Consider the following 14,503-nt stretch of genomic DNA (forward strand, 5'->3'; position numbering starts at 1 on the left):
CAAAATATCAAAAAGCCGCTAATAAGTTATAAAGATTTTTAATAAAACGTTTTATAATTTTCCTTAAATTTTACATTATTCCCATGTTTACTAGCAAAGCATTTGTGAAATATTTCATTTTACACTAAACAGCTGTTAAATCTTTAATAAATATTAATTGTTAATATTATAGGAAAACGTATATTTGAGTAACATAGAATATTATATAGCGTGCAAGAACAATCAAAATCACATAGTTTTATATTTCCCAAAACTCCTACGGGAGTAGACGGCCTTGATGAGATTACTGATGGTGGATTTCCTAAAGGACGACCAACTTTAATCTGCGGTGGTGCCGGCTGCGGAAAGACATTGTTATCAATGCAATTCCTTATTAGAGGTATTACAGAGTATAACGAACCCGGAGTTTTCATGTCTTTTGAAGAGCCTTCGGATGACCTTACTTTAAACGTAAAATCACTTGGTTTCGACCTTGAAAAGCTTAAAGCTGATAAAAAACTCGTTGTAGATCATGTTAGGGTCGAAAGATCTGAAATTGAAGAAGCCGGCGAATACGATCTTGATGGTTTATTCATCAGGTTAGGCCATGCCATAGATTCGATAAAAGCAAAACGTGTGGTTCTTGATACTATAGAATCTCTTTTTGCAGGTCTTGACAATCAGGCGATTCTTAGGGCGGAGCTGCGAAGATTATTTCATTGGTTAAAAACTAAAGGTGTAACAGCCATTATTACAGGAGAACGTGGCGAAGCAACGTTAACGCGTCAGGGACTGGAAGAATATGTTTCAGATTGCGTAATTGTGCTGGATCACCGTGTTATAGAGCAGGTTTCTACAAGAAGGCTTCGTATTGTAAAATACAGAGGATCAACGCACGGTACAAATGAATATCCTTTTCTTATTGATGAAGACGGAATATCAGTGCTTCCAATCACCTCATTAAAACTGGATAACGAAGTCTCTTCGGATGTAATTTCGACCGGAGTTCCGGGATTAAACGAAATGTTTCAGGGTAGCGGATTTTATCGCGGAAGTAATATATTAGTATCCGGAACGGCAGGAACAGCTAAAACCACCATTGCGTGCTACTTTGCTAATGAGCAATGCGAAAAGAAAGAAAAAACAATTTATTTTGCGTTTGAAGAATCACCTCAGCAATTGGTTCGAAACATGAAATCGATCAATGTGAATTTGCAAAAGCATCTTGACAACGGTACTTTACAAATACATTCTTCAAGACCTTCGCTAAATGGTCTCGAGCTTCATTTGCTTACGTTGCGAAAATTAATAAAGGAGTTTAAACCTACTACCATCATTATCGATCCTATTAGTAATTTAATCACAGTAGGAAGTGAACATGAAGTACGTTCGATGCTGGTAAGGCTTATTGATATGCTAAAAGCAAACAATATTACAGCACTTTTTACGTCATTAAATAAACAAACGGATAATTTCAGGCCTGATCTTGCAGAAGAATCTGTATCCTCATTGGTCGATACCTGGATCACCGTGCGTGATATGGAAGGAATTGGCGAAAGAAACCGCGGGATATTTATTGTAAAAGCGCGAGGAATGGGACATTCTAATCAGGTAAGGGAATTTGTAATTACTGATAAAGGTATAGAATTACTGGATGTAGAATTAGGTCCTCAGGGTATCTTAACCGGTGCTGCGAGAAAAACGTATCAGTTCAAGAAAACAATTTCTGATATTAAGCTTCAGAACGAAATTAGCCGAAAAGACAGGGAAATTGAGCGCAAACGCAAAGTTCTTGAAGCCAATATAGAAGCACTTAAAAATGAATTCGAATCTGCAGAGGAAGAGTTAAGTATCCTGAAAGCTACAGAAGAATTGCAGGAAAAGATGTCTTCGAAAAAAAAATAGAGTAAAATGAAAAAAGAAGCTGTAGCCGAATGGCAATTACGACTATATATTGCAGGCCAAACGCCAAAATCAATAACGGCACTGGAAAATATAAAAAAATACGCTGAAGAACATTTGAAAGGAATTTACAGTATTGAGATTGTAGATTTGCTTAAAAATCCGCAATTGGCAGAAGGTGATCAGATTTTTGCTGTACCTACATTGGTTAGAAAATTTCCAGAACCTATTCGTAAGATCATTGGCGATCTTTCGAATGAGGAACGAGTACTTGTTGGGCTTAATATAAAACCCTTAAACTCTTAAAAAAATGGATGATTCATCTGATGGCTCAAGTACAACCAAACATAAATTTATGCTTTTTGTTTCGGGTATGTCTGTTAAATCAGGTCATGCTATCGAAAACCTGCGTAAAATCTGCGACCAATATCTCAAAGATAATTACGAATTAGAGATTATAGACATTAGTCGCGATACAGAACAGGCGGCAATACATCAAATAGTAGCAATACCTACCCTGATTAAAACAAATCCTGCTCCAAGACGAATAATTCTTGGTGATCTATCAGACAAAGAAAAGGTATTAAGAATCCTAAACATACGCGAATAATTTGAAGGACAATAATACAAATATAGAATCCCTACAAGCTGAAATAGCTGCCTTAAAAGAACAACTTTATGAATCTAATAGTATTGTTGATGCCATAAAAGAGGGAGATGTCGATGCATTGGTGGTCAATACAAATGGGACCCCACAACTTTATTCGTTAGAAACTGCCGATTATACCTTCAGGCTTCTGATCGAAAAATTTGGACAAGGTGCGCTGAGTATTTCGAGAAACGGGCTGATATTATATTGTAATGATTATTTCTCGAAACTGATAGGCTTGCCTGCTGAAAAAATAATTGGAAATTACATTTACGAATACTTTAATAGTAAGGACAATTTCGTACCCATTATCGAAGCTTTAAAATATGGTATTACCACACATGAAATTGTGTTTAAAACAGAGACGTACAGAAATACTTTTCCTGCCTATATAGCCGTAACAGATCTTGAACCTGCAGTTCAGGGAATTGGAATCGTGATTACAGACCTGACGGAGAAGAAAAAACACGAAGATGCTTTGATACAGCATCAAAAAGATCTTGAAGAAAAAATTCACGAATTAAACAGAATAAATGCCAATCTGGAAGAGTTTATTCATGTCATATCGCATGATCTTAAAGAACCTCTTCGGAAAATTGTAATGTATAATGGTCGTATAGATGCCAGTTACCTTTCTGAAGCTGATGCTAAATCTATGAATGTCATGAAATCAGCTGCTTTACGATTAAATTCGCTGGTAGATGATTTAGTGAGTTATTCTTCTCATACAGCACAGGAAGAACGTACAGATGTTAACCTGGTCGATATAATCCGTGAAGTAAGCGATGATCTCGAAATTATAATAACAGATAAAAAAGCAGTTATTGAGATAGGAAAACTGCCTACCCTAAAAGCTTCGCGAGTGCAAATGCGTCAGCTTTTTTCTAATCTTATTTCAAATGCTATTAAATACAGCAAAAAAGAGGGTTTCCCGCTCATTCAGATTTCTCAAATTGATAATTTTGAATCAGAAATTCCAAACCAGCCTGAACAATATTTAAAAATTCAGATCAAAGACAACGGTATAGGTATGGAACAAAATCATTTGCTTAAAATTTTTACTATTTTTCAGCGTCTGCATGCCAAAAATGAATATTCCGGAAACGGAATTGGTCTTGCCATCTGCAAAAAAATCATGGAGAACCATTCAGGAAATATTACCGTAGAAAGTAAACTGAATGAGGGCACTACATTTAACCTTTATTTCCCAATCTTATAAAATGCCACAATTATATAACTTCCATATTATTATAGCTGAAGATGATATCGATGATGCCGATATCATCTGTCATACCTTTAATAAAAATCCAGATTTTGCAAAAGTAAGCCTCGTTGCCAATGGTGAAGAGCTTTTAAATTATTTAGAAGATACTTCAAACGAAACACCGGATATTATTCTTACCGATATCAACATGCCAATACTTGATGGTATTGAGGCTTTGCAACAAATTTTAAATAATAACGATTTAAAAACGATTCCCTGCTTTGTGTACTCAACAAGTATAAATCCTGTTTATAAAGAAAAATGCGATTTGATGGGCGTAAAAGCTTATCTGATAAAACCTTATTCTATCGAAGGCTTTGATGAAATTCCTAAAAGTATTTTGTCTATTATTGAACAATAATACAATTTTAAAATACACATAAATAGTAAAACTTCTTTACTTATAAAAAAGAGCTGATGATGGGATCAGCTCTTTTTTTTGTCACATCTCGTTTTGTGTTTTCTTAAACAAAACAGGCTTTTATTTCATTTTTCAACAATCTTTTACTTTATCCAAAACAACGTATCTTCATAAGGTTTTACTTAAAAAATTATCGACAAACAGCATAATTATACGATTATTTTCAATAAATTAGAATAAATATCTTATTTATACTACAAAGAGTAATTGTTAAAAAAATACAAAAACTCTAATTTACGTAGGATTAGTATGTGCTTTTTTATCATTTTGTTTCATGTTTTAACAAATTATGTTATTATAATTTAGTAGCCAAAAAATTACATTTTACATGCCTTTTATTTAAAATACCAATATTACTACAGGCCGCTCTTATTTTTTATAAAATTATTCTTACTCATAAATTAAGAATAATTCGTTTCATGAATTTTATTTACCCAAATCTAGAATTACAATATGAAAGTTAAAAAGTTAAAGTTACTATTCGCCTTATTCCTTTGCATCTCTTTTGATAGTTATGCCTTGCCTGACCTCCCCGAACCCCAACCCAGGGGAATTCCTCCTGTTGGTGATCAGGTACCTATAGACAGTGAAATAGCAATACTTTTTGCTGCTGGTATTTTACTTGGACTATTTTTTTTATTACGAAAACCAAAATCTACAGTTTAATCTTTATCATAAGTTATGAAAAAAACTATAGTACTTATTTTGATACTGACTACTACAAAATGCATTTCGCAAATCTATTTTAGTCCTAATGCTTATATGTACGTAAAAAACGAAGTGCTCTTTGTGCAGCAGGATATTAATTTAGCGTCGAATTCAAATTTATATTTGAGAAACAATTCGCAATTATTACAAGGTACAATAACAACCAATGCCAATACCGGAACTGGTACATTATCTGTTTATCAGGAAGGTACATCAGATAACTATGATTACAATTATTGGTGCGCTCCCGTAGGAAGTACGAGTCCTGTTCCAGCAGAAATTGGAAAATTTGGAATCACAATGTTAGGCAGGCCTACAACTTCCACTGCATTCACGACTGCTACCATTTTACCTGCAACAACTTCTGACGGAACATCATCTCCCCTTGCAATAGCCTCAAAATGGATTTACAAGTTAAGTAGTGCTACTAATTATTCGCAATGGGTTTTCGTTGGCAATGCTACAACACTCGCTCCCGGAGAAGGCTTTTCTATGAAAGGAACCAGCGGAACTGATCCCACAGATCCTGAAGTAACTGGAATAACCAACAATCCCGGAAGTGCACAGCGATATGATTTTAGAGGAAGACCCAATGATGGTAACATAACCATTACATTGGCTACTAACAGTAGTACTTTAACAGGTAATCCTTATCCATCGGCTATAGATCTAAATGCTTTTCTTTTTGATCCGTCTAATACAGCAACCGGAGGTACTGCTTACTTTTGGGAACATGATAAAACAGTTAACTCTCATACCCTAATTAATTATAGAGGAGGTTATGGATCTTACGCACCTATGGATGTAAATTCTAATGGTGTTTATACCGCTGCAACTTTTAGCTCTTATAATGGAGACGGATCAATGAATCCTGGTGGTGCATCATCCGGACTTGTAATAAATCGACGATACTCACCTATAGGTCAAGGGTTTGTCATTAATGCTATTGCTAATGGAAGTGCAATATTCAAAAATAGTCATAGAGTTTATGTTAAAGAAGCTGTAGGTTCTTCTCAATTTGAAAGACAAACACCAAAAGATAAAAATACCAAGAAAGAAGATACTGCCAAAGAAAACTCAGAAACAGAAAATAATGTGGCTGAAAATGTTTCGCATTTTAAACTAAATACAATTATCAACAATCAATTTACCAGACAACTAGCTTTAGCTTTTTTACCCAGAGCTACAGACGGGATTGATTACGGCATCGATGCGTTAAATATGGATGATGGCTTGCCTAATGATATTACTTTTTTGATCGAAAATGGCAGCTACGTTATTCAGGGAGTCACTTTTGATGAAACAAAAAAAATCGCACTCACGGTAAAAGCTGCCACAACTACTAATTTTAAATTTTTCATTCCGGAAGTCATCAACTTTGACACAACTCAGAAAATTTATATTTATGATGCGCTTGATAACTCTTATCATGACGTTAAAAATGGAACTTATGAAGTTTCTATTACACCGGGTGTTTACAATGACCGGTTTAAAGTTGCTTTTAGAGATGCCAATACACTTGGTGTCGGCAGCAATATTGTCAAACAATTTTTCATCAGTCAGGACAATGTCAATAGCAATTTAAAAGTTTCAAATCCTCATAATTTTGCGCTAAAATCATTTAAACTTTATGATATTCTGGGCAAAAATGTATTGTCTAAAAAAGATCTGGGAACAAACGAAAATTATACTTTCTCCACTACAGGATTAAGCAGCGGTGTTTACATCACAGAATTTTTAACTACCGATAACCAAAGATTTACCGAGAAAATTGTCATCTCAAATTCAGGCAAATAAAACTTAAACTTTTGAGCAAAAAAAATACACACCACTAACTAATATTTAGAAATTATGAGCACTAAATCTACTCTACAAAATCATAAAACATTATTAATGTTGTTTTTCTTTCTTATTACTTCGATAGGAAATGCACAAATCGGTATTGGAACAACAACGCCAGATGCTACTTCTATTGTGGATATCACCTCAACAACAAAAGGGATGCTAGCTCCCAGAATGACAACTATTCAGAGAAATGCTATAACAACTCCTGCACAAGGACTATTAGTTTATGATACCGATTTAAAATCATTTTATTATTTCTCTACTCCAAGCGGCTGGTTACCTCTTTTAAACAGCTCGGTAGGAAGAACTAATTTTAAACGCGTAAAATCTGCAGCTGACTTGGCGCCTGAGCTTCTAGCAGGAGGATCTGTTTATCTCTTAAATACAAATACATTATATGAAATAAACGGATCAATAACACTGGCTGCGCCTATTAATTTAAATGATGCCTATGTAACCGGAGTTGATACCAACGAAGATATTCTTACATTTCCGGGAGGAACAATTTTTCAGGGGACTACAGGAGGAAGTATCAGGAATGTGACTTTAAGAGGAGGAAGAGCTTTTAACATCACTGGCGGGACTTCTCTTTTTGTTCAGAATACAATTGTAGACGGGCAGACAACCGGAACCGCTGGAACCATTGCAAATGTGGGGCTATATTTTGGAAATATTATTCAGTTTATAAACAATATAGGAGGAATGACTTATACCAGTATTAGTAATTTACTTTTAAGCAATCAGGCTTGGTTCAGTTCAAATACCGGAACTTTTGAAACCTTTACGGGCATCTTTGGGCAAATACAAAAAAATAGTGGATTTAGTCAGGTTGGTGCTGGTGCAATAGGTATTGATGTTTCTTCGAATCCATCCATAACTGGTGATGCAGTTTTAGAATCAGTGGTTTTTTCGGGAGCTAATAGTGCTGGATATATAAAACCATATACATCCGGAACATATACAGGATATAATTTTAACAACAGCTGGAATGTAAGGTGCGCCGGAATTCCTACAGAATCAGATGCCAATGCAGTTGGAGATTTTGCAATTGACGGAGGGATTGGTGGTGGAGTTAGTACAAATCTTGGGTCAGGAAATCCAAGTGCTATCGTAAAAATTGCTGGAAATTCTACCTCTTATAATTTATTCAGATTTTCTACAGACTCAGGTATAAGTAATCGATTGAAATATTTAGGAAAAAAGAAAAGAATTTTTCAAATTTCAGGATCAGTTTCCGTTCAAGTTTCTAATACAGCAATCTACGCTATTTATATAGCTAAAAATAGTACTGCTTTAAATCAATATAAAATTTACGGCAAAGGCAATCCTCCCCTTTTGAGTACTGATATTATTGTTCTTCCAATAAATGCATCTATTGAATTATCCAATAATGACTATATAGAAATTGGTGTACAACGTGCAAACTCCAGTAGCGGCGATGTTGTTGTTCCAAATATGGCAATTACGATTAAATAATTTATTTCTTAAAAAAAGGGAATAGAAATTTTAGTTTCTATTCCCTTTTCATTTGAATTTATATTAAAACTTAATAGCAATCTTTCCAATCGTCCTTCCAGATTCCAGCAACTCATGCGCCTTTTTAAAATTTTCAGGTGTAAGCCCGATAAGTGTTTCGTTCAGCGTTGTTTTTAATATGCCATCATCCAGAAGATCCGCAATTTTATTTAGAATGTTATGCTGCTCCTGCATATCTTCCGTTTCAAACATCGAGCGCGTGTACATGAATTCCCAGGAAAAAGAAGCACTTTTAGTCTTTAATTTATTTAGTACAACTGGATCATTGCTTCCGGTAATGGATGCAATATGACCTTGAGGTTTGATCAATTCTACCATGGTGTCCCAATAAGCATTGGTATCAACAAAGTCCAAAATAAAGTCTGCATATTCAAATCCCGCTTTACGAACCGAAGCAACCAAATCTTTATGATCTACGACAAAATCAGCGCCTTGTTTTTTACACCAATCGATAGTTTCCGGACGGGATGCTGTTGCAATAACGGTAAGTCCGGCAATTTTCTTAGCCAGTTGAATTGCAATCGAACCTACTCCGCCAGCGCCTCCAATAATTAAAATCGATTTTCCTTTGTCTTTTTCAGGACTGATTCTGATACGGTCAAATAATATTTCCCAGGCAGTTAAACCAGTTAATGGTATAACAGCAGCTTCTTCAATACTTAGCGATGTTGGCTTTTTACCCACAATTCGCTCATCAATAACCTGATATTCAGCATTGCTTCCTGGTTTGGTAATATCTCCGGCGTAAAATACCGCATCGCCTACCTCAAATAAACGCACATCTTCTCCTACTGCTTCTACAATTCCTACGGCATCCCAGCCAATAATTTTTGGAGTTTCAAGAACCGTATCTTTTGCACTATTCTGACGTATCTTAAAATCAACCGGATTTACAGATACAGCACTTATTTTGACCAACAAATCACGTTTAACCGGAATTGGTTTTGGAGTTTCAAATGCTATAAAGCTCTCTTTTTCAGCAATGGGTAATGAAGTTTTAAATCCTATAGCTTTCATATTTTTTAATTTTTAAGTTCTCATTATACTACAAAGATACTAGCAGTTGGAATTGTACAAATGGTATAAGTTGATTGTATATCTGTATAAATTTACCAAATTTCGACGGTGTTTTTTACTGGTTAATTTCCTAAAATCCGTTTCCCGTACAATTTTGTCCGCCTCCGCCTAATTTATCCATTACAAGAACTGAACTCAATATACTTTTGACGGGTATAAAAAAATAATTAGTATAAAACAAAAATTTAAAATTATGAAAATCATCAAAAATTTATTCATTGGTTGTATCCTCCTTGTTTCTGCAAATAGTTTTAGTCAAAGCTTTTTTAAAAATATAGGAGAACGCCTTTATTTTGGTGTAAAGGCCGGAGCGAATTATAGCGACTTTACCAATGCAGGTTTCGATACCGAAGGTTTAGCCGGATTTCATGCTGGCGCACTTGTAGGCTATAAATTCAATGATCATTTTGCCGTTCAGGAAGAGTTTTTATACTCTACACAAGGTGCGAAAATCAAAGGGGGAATTATGGATGGTGAGGACATAAAACTTTCTTATGTTACTGTTCCGATTCTTTTAAAATACAAAACTAATTTTGGATTGTATTTGGAAGCGGGTCCGCAAATCGGGATTTTAGTCGACGAGGATTTTACAAGTCTGGGCATCAATTCGAGTACAAAATTTGCAGAAAAAATTGATGGCGGAGTTGCTGCAGGAATTGGATATCAATTTCAAAACGGGCTCGGAATTGGAGCGCGATATTATTTGTCTTTAACGGATGTGAGCAAAGTAAAAACGGCAGGATTCAATACTGATTTCCAAAACAATACCGCACAGGTAAGTTTATTTTATATCTTTTAATAGATGAAAAAACTGTCTAAAAAATTCCGGCTGCATAAAGTAGCCGGAATTTTTAGCAAAGAATAAATTCTAATTCTTAATCAGATATTTGTACATTTCATACACCAAATAAAAAGAAAAAACCTCAGTTTCGATATTCTATTTTCTATGATAAAAAATATAAGAAAAACAATAACTCCCTACAATCTCAAAGAGATCCGAAGATTGAATATACTATTGGTAAGTCTCGCCTTTCCGTTTACTTTTTTATTGCTCTTTTTATTCGAAGAAATTCTGTCGTCATTGTTTGTGCTCGCTATTAAAACTGCCTGTTACATGTTTATTACAAGCAATTTATTGGTCTGGATTCTAAAATTTAGCGCTAAGAAATTCCCGGATGATTTGTTTAAATTTCAGCTTTGCCGGTTAAGTCTTAGTTATATATCCGGTATTGGAATCTACCTTACCTTATGGCCCATTTTCTCTTATCTTGCTAAAATTCCGAGTCATTTAGACAATTACAAACTTTTAGCCGCTTTTATAGCCATTTCTACAGTACTAACTACAATCATTTTATTCCTGCATAATTTTGTAATCTTTAGACAGAATAAAATTCAGACAGAACTTGAAAATTCCCGTTTACAACTTCGAAGTACTCAGGCAGAAAACTTGTTATTGAAACAGCAAATTCATCCTCATTTTTTATTTAATTCTTTAAATACATTAAAAGCTTTATATAAAAAGGATCTAAAACTTGGCGAAATTTATTTGCTTCAATTAGCTGATTTTCTTCGTTCTGCGGTATCATTAAACGATAGCCATGCGACAACACTTCAGGAAGAACTAGACATTTGCAAAAACTATCTGGAAATGCAAAAAATACGTTTTGGTGAGGCTTTAGAATGGAATCTAAACATTGAAAATCCCGAATTGCTAAAAGGATTTGTTCCTTCTTTTTCGCTACAGCCTTTACTTGAAAATGCTATTAAGCACAATATGTTTACCAAAGAAACTCCTTTGAAATTAATGATAGAACAGCAAGGCAATTTTATTAGTGTTTCTAATGCTATAAACCTCAGAAATGCCGGAGAGACATCAACAAAAAGCGGTTTAAGCAATTTAGCCGAACGTTACCAATTGTGGTCTGGAGAAGAAATTATAATTAAGAATAACGGAAAATTATTTTCGGTAAGCTTTAAAATCATGTCCCATGAAAATAGTAATAATTGAAGATGAACAACTTGTCGCCGATGATCTGATCAGTAATCTCAAACAAATAACACCTGATGTCGAAATTGTAAGTGTTCTGAGTTCTGTTAAGGAAGCTATAGATTATTTTTCAGCCAATCCGCAGCCGGATCTTATTTTTAGTGACATACAATTGGGCGACGGACTAAGTTTTGATATTGCAAAGACTATCGCTATTGAAGTTCCGGTGATTTTTTGTACGGCCTTTGATGAATATGCATTAGAAGCTTTTAGGGCAAACGGAATTGAATATATCCTGAAACCTTTTAGTATCGAATCGCTGGAAAAAGCCCTTGTCAAATTTCAGAACATGCAAAAAGTAATGGCAGGAAGTATTGCCTTAAAATATGAAGCGGCAATGGCAACTTTAGAAGCTAAAAACAAAAACAGCAGCAGTACCATCATGATCAAATACCGCGATCGATTATTAACTTTTACACTTGATAAAATTGCTTTTTTCTGTCTCGAAAATGAAATCACTTACATGCACGCTTATTCCGGAAAAATCTATGCAATGACAGAAAGTCTTGAAGAACTCGAACATAAAACAGGATTAACTTTCTTTAGAATGAACAGGCAATTTTTGGTTAATCGTAACGCTATTATTGATGCAACAGATTATTTTCCGAGAAAATTAAAAGTCAATTTGTCCTTTCCGTTTGATAAAGACATAATTGTGAGCAGAGAAAAACGAAGTAAATTACTAACCTGGTTAACAGAAAATTAAACGTATCTTGAAATAAAAATACTTAAAAAAAAGAGCTGATCTAACAATCAGCTCTCTATAAAAATTAAAATCTTGCAGCAAATTCCTTTGCGAAATCTTCTAACTTGATTTTTCCGTCAACAGCAATTGTATTACTCAAAAAATCATGCTGAATTTTTCCGCTTCTTAAACCTGAACCCATTTCCAGATACAATCCAGCCATTTCTTCCGGTAATCCTGCTTGTGTCATTCCGCCAAGCGCTTGCTCATCTGTAAACTCAATCCATGGTAATTCTGGTTTATCAATTGCAGTACCTAAAACTTTTGCAACATCGCCTGGAGTTCTCACATCACTTACAATATAACGAATGTTTTTTCCTGACGATGTTTTTTGCAATTCTTCGGCAACCGCATTTGCAATATCCTCCGGATGCACAAAAGGAATTTTAGCGTTTGATGGATAATTAGATCCAATAATTCCCGCTCCTTTTATCATCGGAACATCATTATACAAATTTGTGTAGAAAAATCCAGCACGAAGAAAAGTAAGCGATACGTTATCTAAACCTTCGTATATTTTTTCGATATTATAAAGTCCTGCAATTGGTCCTGTACCTTCTGGCAAATCGGCACCAATACTGCTTAACATTACTACACGCTTCACTCCTGCTTCGCTAATCGCAGTTGCCAGAGCTTTACCCGCTTCCGTGGTATTCGCAACAATATTAGATCCACCTAAGTTTGGCGGTGTCATAGCAAAAACAGCATCAACATTTGTAAAAGCATTTTTTAAAAACGCAGCATCGCTTACTGAACCTACAGCAGCTTTTGCGCCTAAAGCTTCAATAGCTTCAACTCTGTCATTATTAGTCGTAATTACGGTTACTTCATGGCCTGAAGCAATTAGTTTTGTGGTTAGAGGTTTTCCTATATTTCCTAAAGAACCTGAGATTGTAATTTTCATAGTTAAATTATTTTTTTATTATCTGTAACAAAGGTATATTTGTACTTACTTTTATACAAGTACTTACCCTAAAGTATGCACAAATGACAGCGATCAAAGAATCATCGACCATTCAGGAAAATAAGCAATATGCCTTAGAACAATGCCCTGTAACCTATGTTATGGAGAAAATTGGCGGATATTGGAAACCCATTATTATCTACCATCTTTCAGGCGGAAGCAAACGCTACAGCGAACTTAAAAGAGCGATTCCGGCAGTCACCGAGAAAATGCTCATTCAGCATCTCAAACAACTCGAAGCAGATAATTTGGTGATTCGCGAAGCAAAACCGGTTGTTCCACCGTTTGTAACCTACAAACTCAGTAATGCAGGAAAGGGTTTAATGCCCGTTATAGAAGCCATGGCAACATGGGCTTTTAAAGATAAGGAAGACGGATTTGATGCTTCTTAAAAGATAAAAAATCTAAAAGAATCTATCTTGCATGCGTACGATATCATAAACACGAATTTCACGAATTAACACGAATTAAGTTTGTGTAATTAATTTCACAAAACAAATCAGGATTTAAAATTTGTGTCAATTAGTGAAATTAGTGTTTTATCTATCCGCAAGCTTTAACGGTATTTCTATTTCAAAATAGAATAATGATCTCCAAATTTTTCCTTAAATCTTCGGCTCATGGATACCGTTTTACCGGATAATAATTCGATGTGACTGTCAGAAATATGAATTCTTTTAATGACATTCAGATTCACCATATGATTGCGGTGTATTTGTATAAACTGTTTATCGGGTAATTTTTGCTGAATTTGTTTTAAGGATATTTCGACCAAAAATGATTCGTCTCTGGTAATAATCGACGTGTATTTTCCTTCTACATAAATGTATTCGATACAATTGAAAGATACTTTTACCAAAGTGTCTTTTTTTTTGATCAGGAAAAAACCATCCATCAAAATGGCTCCGGACTGACTGCCTGAAAAAACGCCTTGCATTCCCATAAATTTTTCGATCGCAAGTTCAATAGCAAACTCTAATTCGAGAACATTAAAAGGTTTGATCAAATAACAATATGGATTTGTAATTCTTGCCAGTTCAAAGGTTTTTCTGTCGATCGAGCTTGTCAAAAAAGCAAAAGGTTTTAGCGTAAATTGATTTTCGTTTATTCGCTGGGCAAATACAATTCCGTCCGGTTTCCCATTCAGGTACACATCTACAATAACAATATCCGGCTTTTGAGCATAATAGTAGCCTAATGCATCTTTTAGATTATTGGCTATAGCCGTAACTTCATATCCTCTTTCTTCAAGTGCTTCTTTTAGAGATTGTGCCTGCAAAGCCTCATCTTCTATAATTAGTATTCTTATTTTCATAATATCTTATCTTTTTGAATGTTATAAATGCACGGATTGCCATACCTTTTA

General features: G+C 34.7%; 14 protein-coding genes. 11 read left to right on the forward strand and 3 right to left on the reverse strand.

What is annotated here, in order from left to right:
- Positions 1–210 precede the first annotated feature (210 nt).
- From kaiC to GIY83_RS10400, 7 genes are all read left to right on the forward strand, one after another.
- Positions 211–1,884, forward strand: a complete 1,674-nt coding sequence (gene kaiC, locus GIY83_RS10370) for a circadian clock protein KaiC (RefSeq protein ID WP_194616714.1) — start codon at positions 211–213, stop codon at positions 1,882–1,884.
- A gap of 6 nt (positions 1,885–1,890) precedes the next feature.
- On the forward strand, positions 1,891–2,187 hold the full coding sequence (locus GIY83_RS10375) for a circadian clock KaiB family protein (RefSeq protein WP_055092894.1): 297 nt from the start codon (positions 1,891–1,893) through the stop codon (positions 2,185–2,187).
- Positions 2,188–2,191: 4 nt separating this feature from the next.
- The gene (locus GIY83_RS10380) at positions 2,192–2,491 is read left to right on the forward strand and encodes a circadian clock KaiB family protein (protein ID WP_194616713.1); all 300 of its coding nucleotides are present in this window, start codon (positions 2,192–2,194) and stop codon (positions 2,489–2,491) included.
- 1 nt (position 2,492) lies between these two features.
- Positions 2,493–3,749: an ATP-binding protein gene (locus GIY83_RS10385; protein ID WP_208686816.1), complete on the forward strand. Its 1,257-nt coding sequence runs from the start codon at positions 2,493–2,495 to the stop codon at positions 3,747–3,749.
- A 1-nt stretch (position 3,750) separates the two neighbouring features.
- Positions 3,751–4,155, forward strand: a complete 405-nt coding sequence (locus GIY83_RS10390; protein ID WP_208686818.1) for a response regulator — start codon at positions 3,751–3,753, stop codon at positions 4,153–4,155.
- Positions 4,156–4,896: 741 nt separating this feature from the next.
- The gene (locus tag GIY83_RS10395) at positions 4,897–6,720 is read left to right on the forward strand and encodes a T9SS type A sorting domain-containing protein (RefSeq protein ID WP_229029285.1); all 1,824 of its coding nucleotides are present in this window, start codon (positions 4,897–4,899) and stop codon (positions 6,718–6,720) included.
- Positions 6,721–6,774: 54 nt separating this feature from the next.
- Positions 6,775–8,244, forward strand: coding sequence for a hypothetical protein (locus GIY83_RS10400; protein WP_208686820.1), 1,470 nt, complete (start codon positions 6,775–6,777; stop codon positions 8,242–8,244).
- A 63-nt stretch (positions 8,245–8,307) separates the two neighbouring features.
- Here the strand turns inward: GIY83_RS10400 and GIY83_RS10405 are convergent, their stop codons facing one another.
- Entirely contained in the window at positions 8,308–9,321 is a 1,014-nt protein-coding gene (locus GIY83_RS10405; RefSeq protein WP_208686822.1) for a zinc-binding alcohol dehydrogenase family protein, read from the reverse strand.
- Positions 9,322–9,574: 253 nt separating this feature from the next.
- On the opposite strand from GIY83_RS10405, the gene GIY83_RS10410 reads away from it, so the two are divergent.
- The 3 genes from GIY83_RS10410 to GIY83_RS10420 all read left to right on the forward strand — a co-directional run bounded on the left by GIY83_RS10410 (position 9,575) and on the right by GIY83_RS10420 (position 12,134).
- Positions 9,575–10,180, forward strand: coding sequence for a porin family protein (locus GIY83_RS10410; protein ID WP_229029287.1), 606 nt, complete (start codon positions 9,575–9,577; stop codon positions 10,178–10,180).
- 315 nt (positions 10,181–10,495) lie between these two features.
- Entirely contained in the window at positions 10,496–11,389 is an 894-nt protein-coding gene (locus GIY83_RS10415) for a sensor histidine kinase (RefSeq protein WP_208686824.1), read from the forward strand.
- Positions 11,370–12,134: a LytTR family DNA-binding domain-containing protein gene (locus tag GIY83_RS10420; RefSeq protein ID WP_208686827.1), complete on the forward strand. Its 765-nt coding sequence runs from the start codon at positions 11,370–11,372 to the stop codon at positions 12,132–12,134. The genes GIY83_RS10415 and GIY83_RS10420 overlap by 20 nt, the downstream gene beginning before the upstream one ends.
- A 64-nt stretch (positions 12,135–12,198) precedes the next feature.
- On the opposite strand, the gene GIY83_RS10425 is transcribed toward GIY83_RS10420, so the two are convergent.
- Positions 12,199–13,077 (reverse strand): NAD(P)H-binding protein, encoded by an 879-nt coding sequence (locus GIY83_RS10425; RefSeq protein WP_208686829.1) that lies wholly within the window; start codon positions 13,075–13,077, stop codon positions 12,199–12,201.
- Positions 13,078–13,160: 83 nt separating this feature from the next.
- Here GIY83_RS10425 and GIY83_RS10430 point away from each other — a divergent pair, with 83 nt between their 5' ends.
- Positions 13,161–13,529, forward strand: coding sequence for a helix-turn-helix domain-containing protein (locus GIY83_RS10430; protein WP_194616704.1), 369 nt, complete (start codon positions 13,161–13,163; stop codon positions 13,527–13,529).
- 176 nt (positions 13,530–13,705) lie between these two features.
- Here GIY83_RS10430 and GIY83_RS10435 read toward each other — a convergent pair whose 3' ends face one another.
- Positions 13,706–14,452 (reverse strand): LytTR family DNA-binding domain-containing protein, encoded by a 747-nt coding sequence (locus tag GIY83_RS10435; protein WP_194616703.1) that lies wholly within the window; start codon positions 14,450–14,452, stop codon positions 13,706–13,708.
- Between the last annotated feature and the right edge of the window lie 51 nt (positions 14,453–14,503).

It is taken from the genome of Flavobacterium sp. SLB02 (genome assembly GCF_009664855.1).
Taxonomy (GTDB): domain Bacteria; phylum Bacteroidota; class Bacteroidia; order Flavobacteriales; family Flavobacteriaceae; genus Flavobacterium.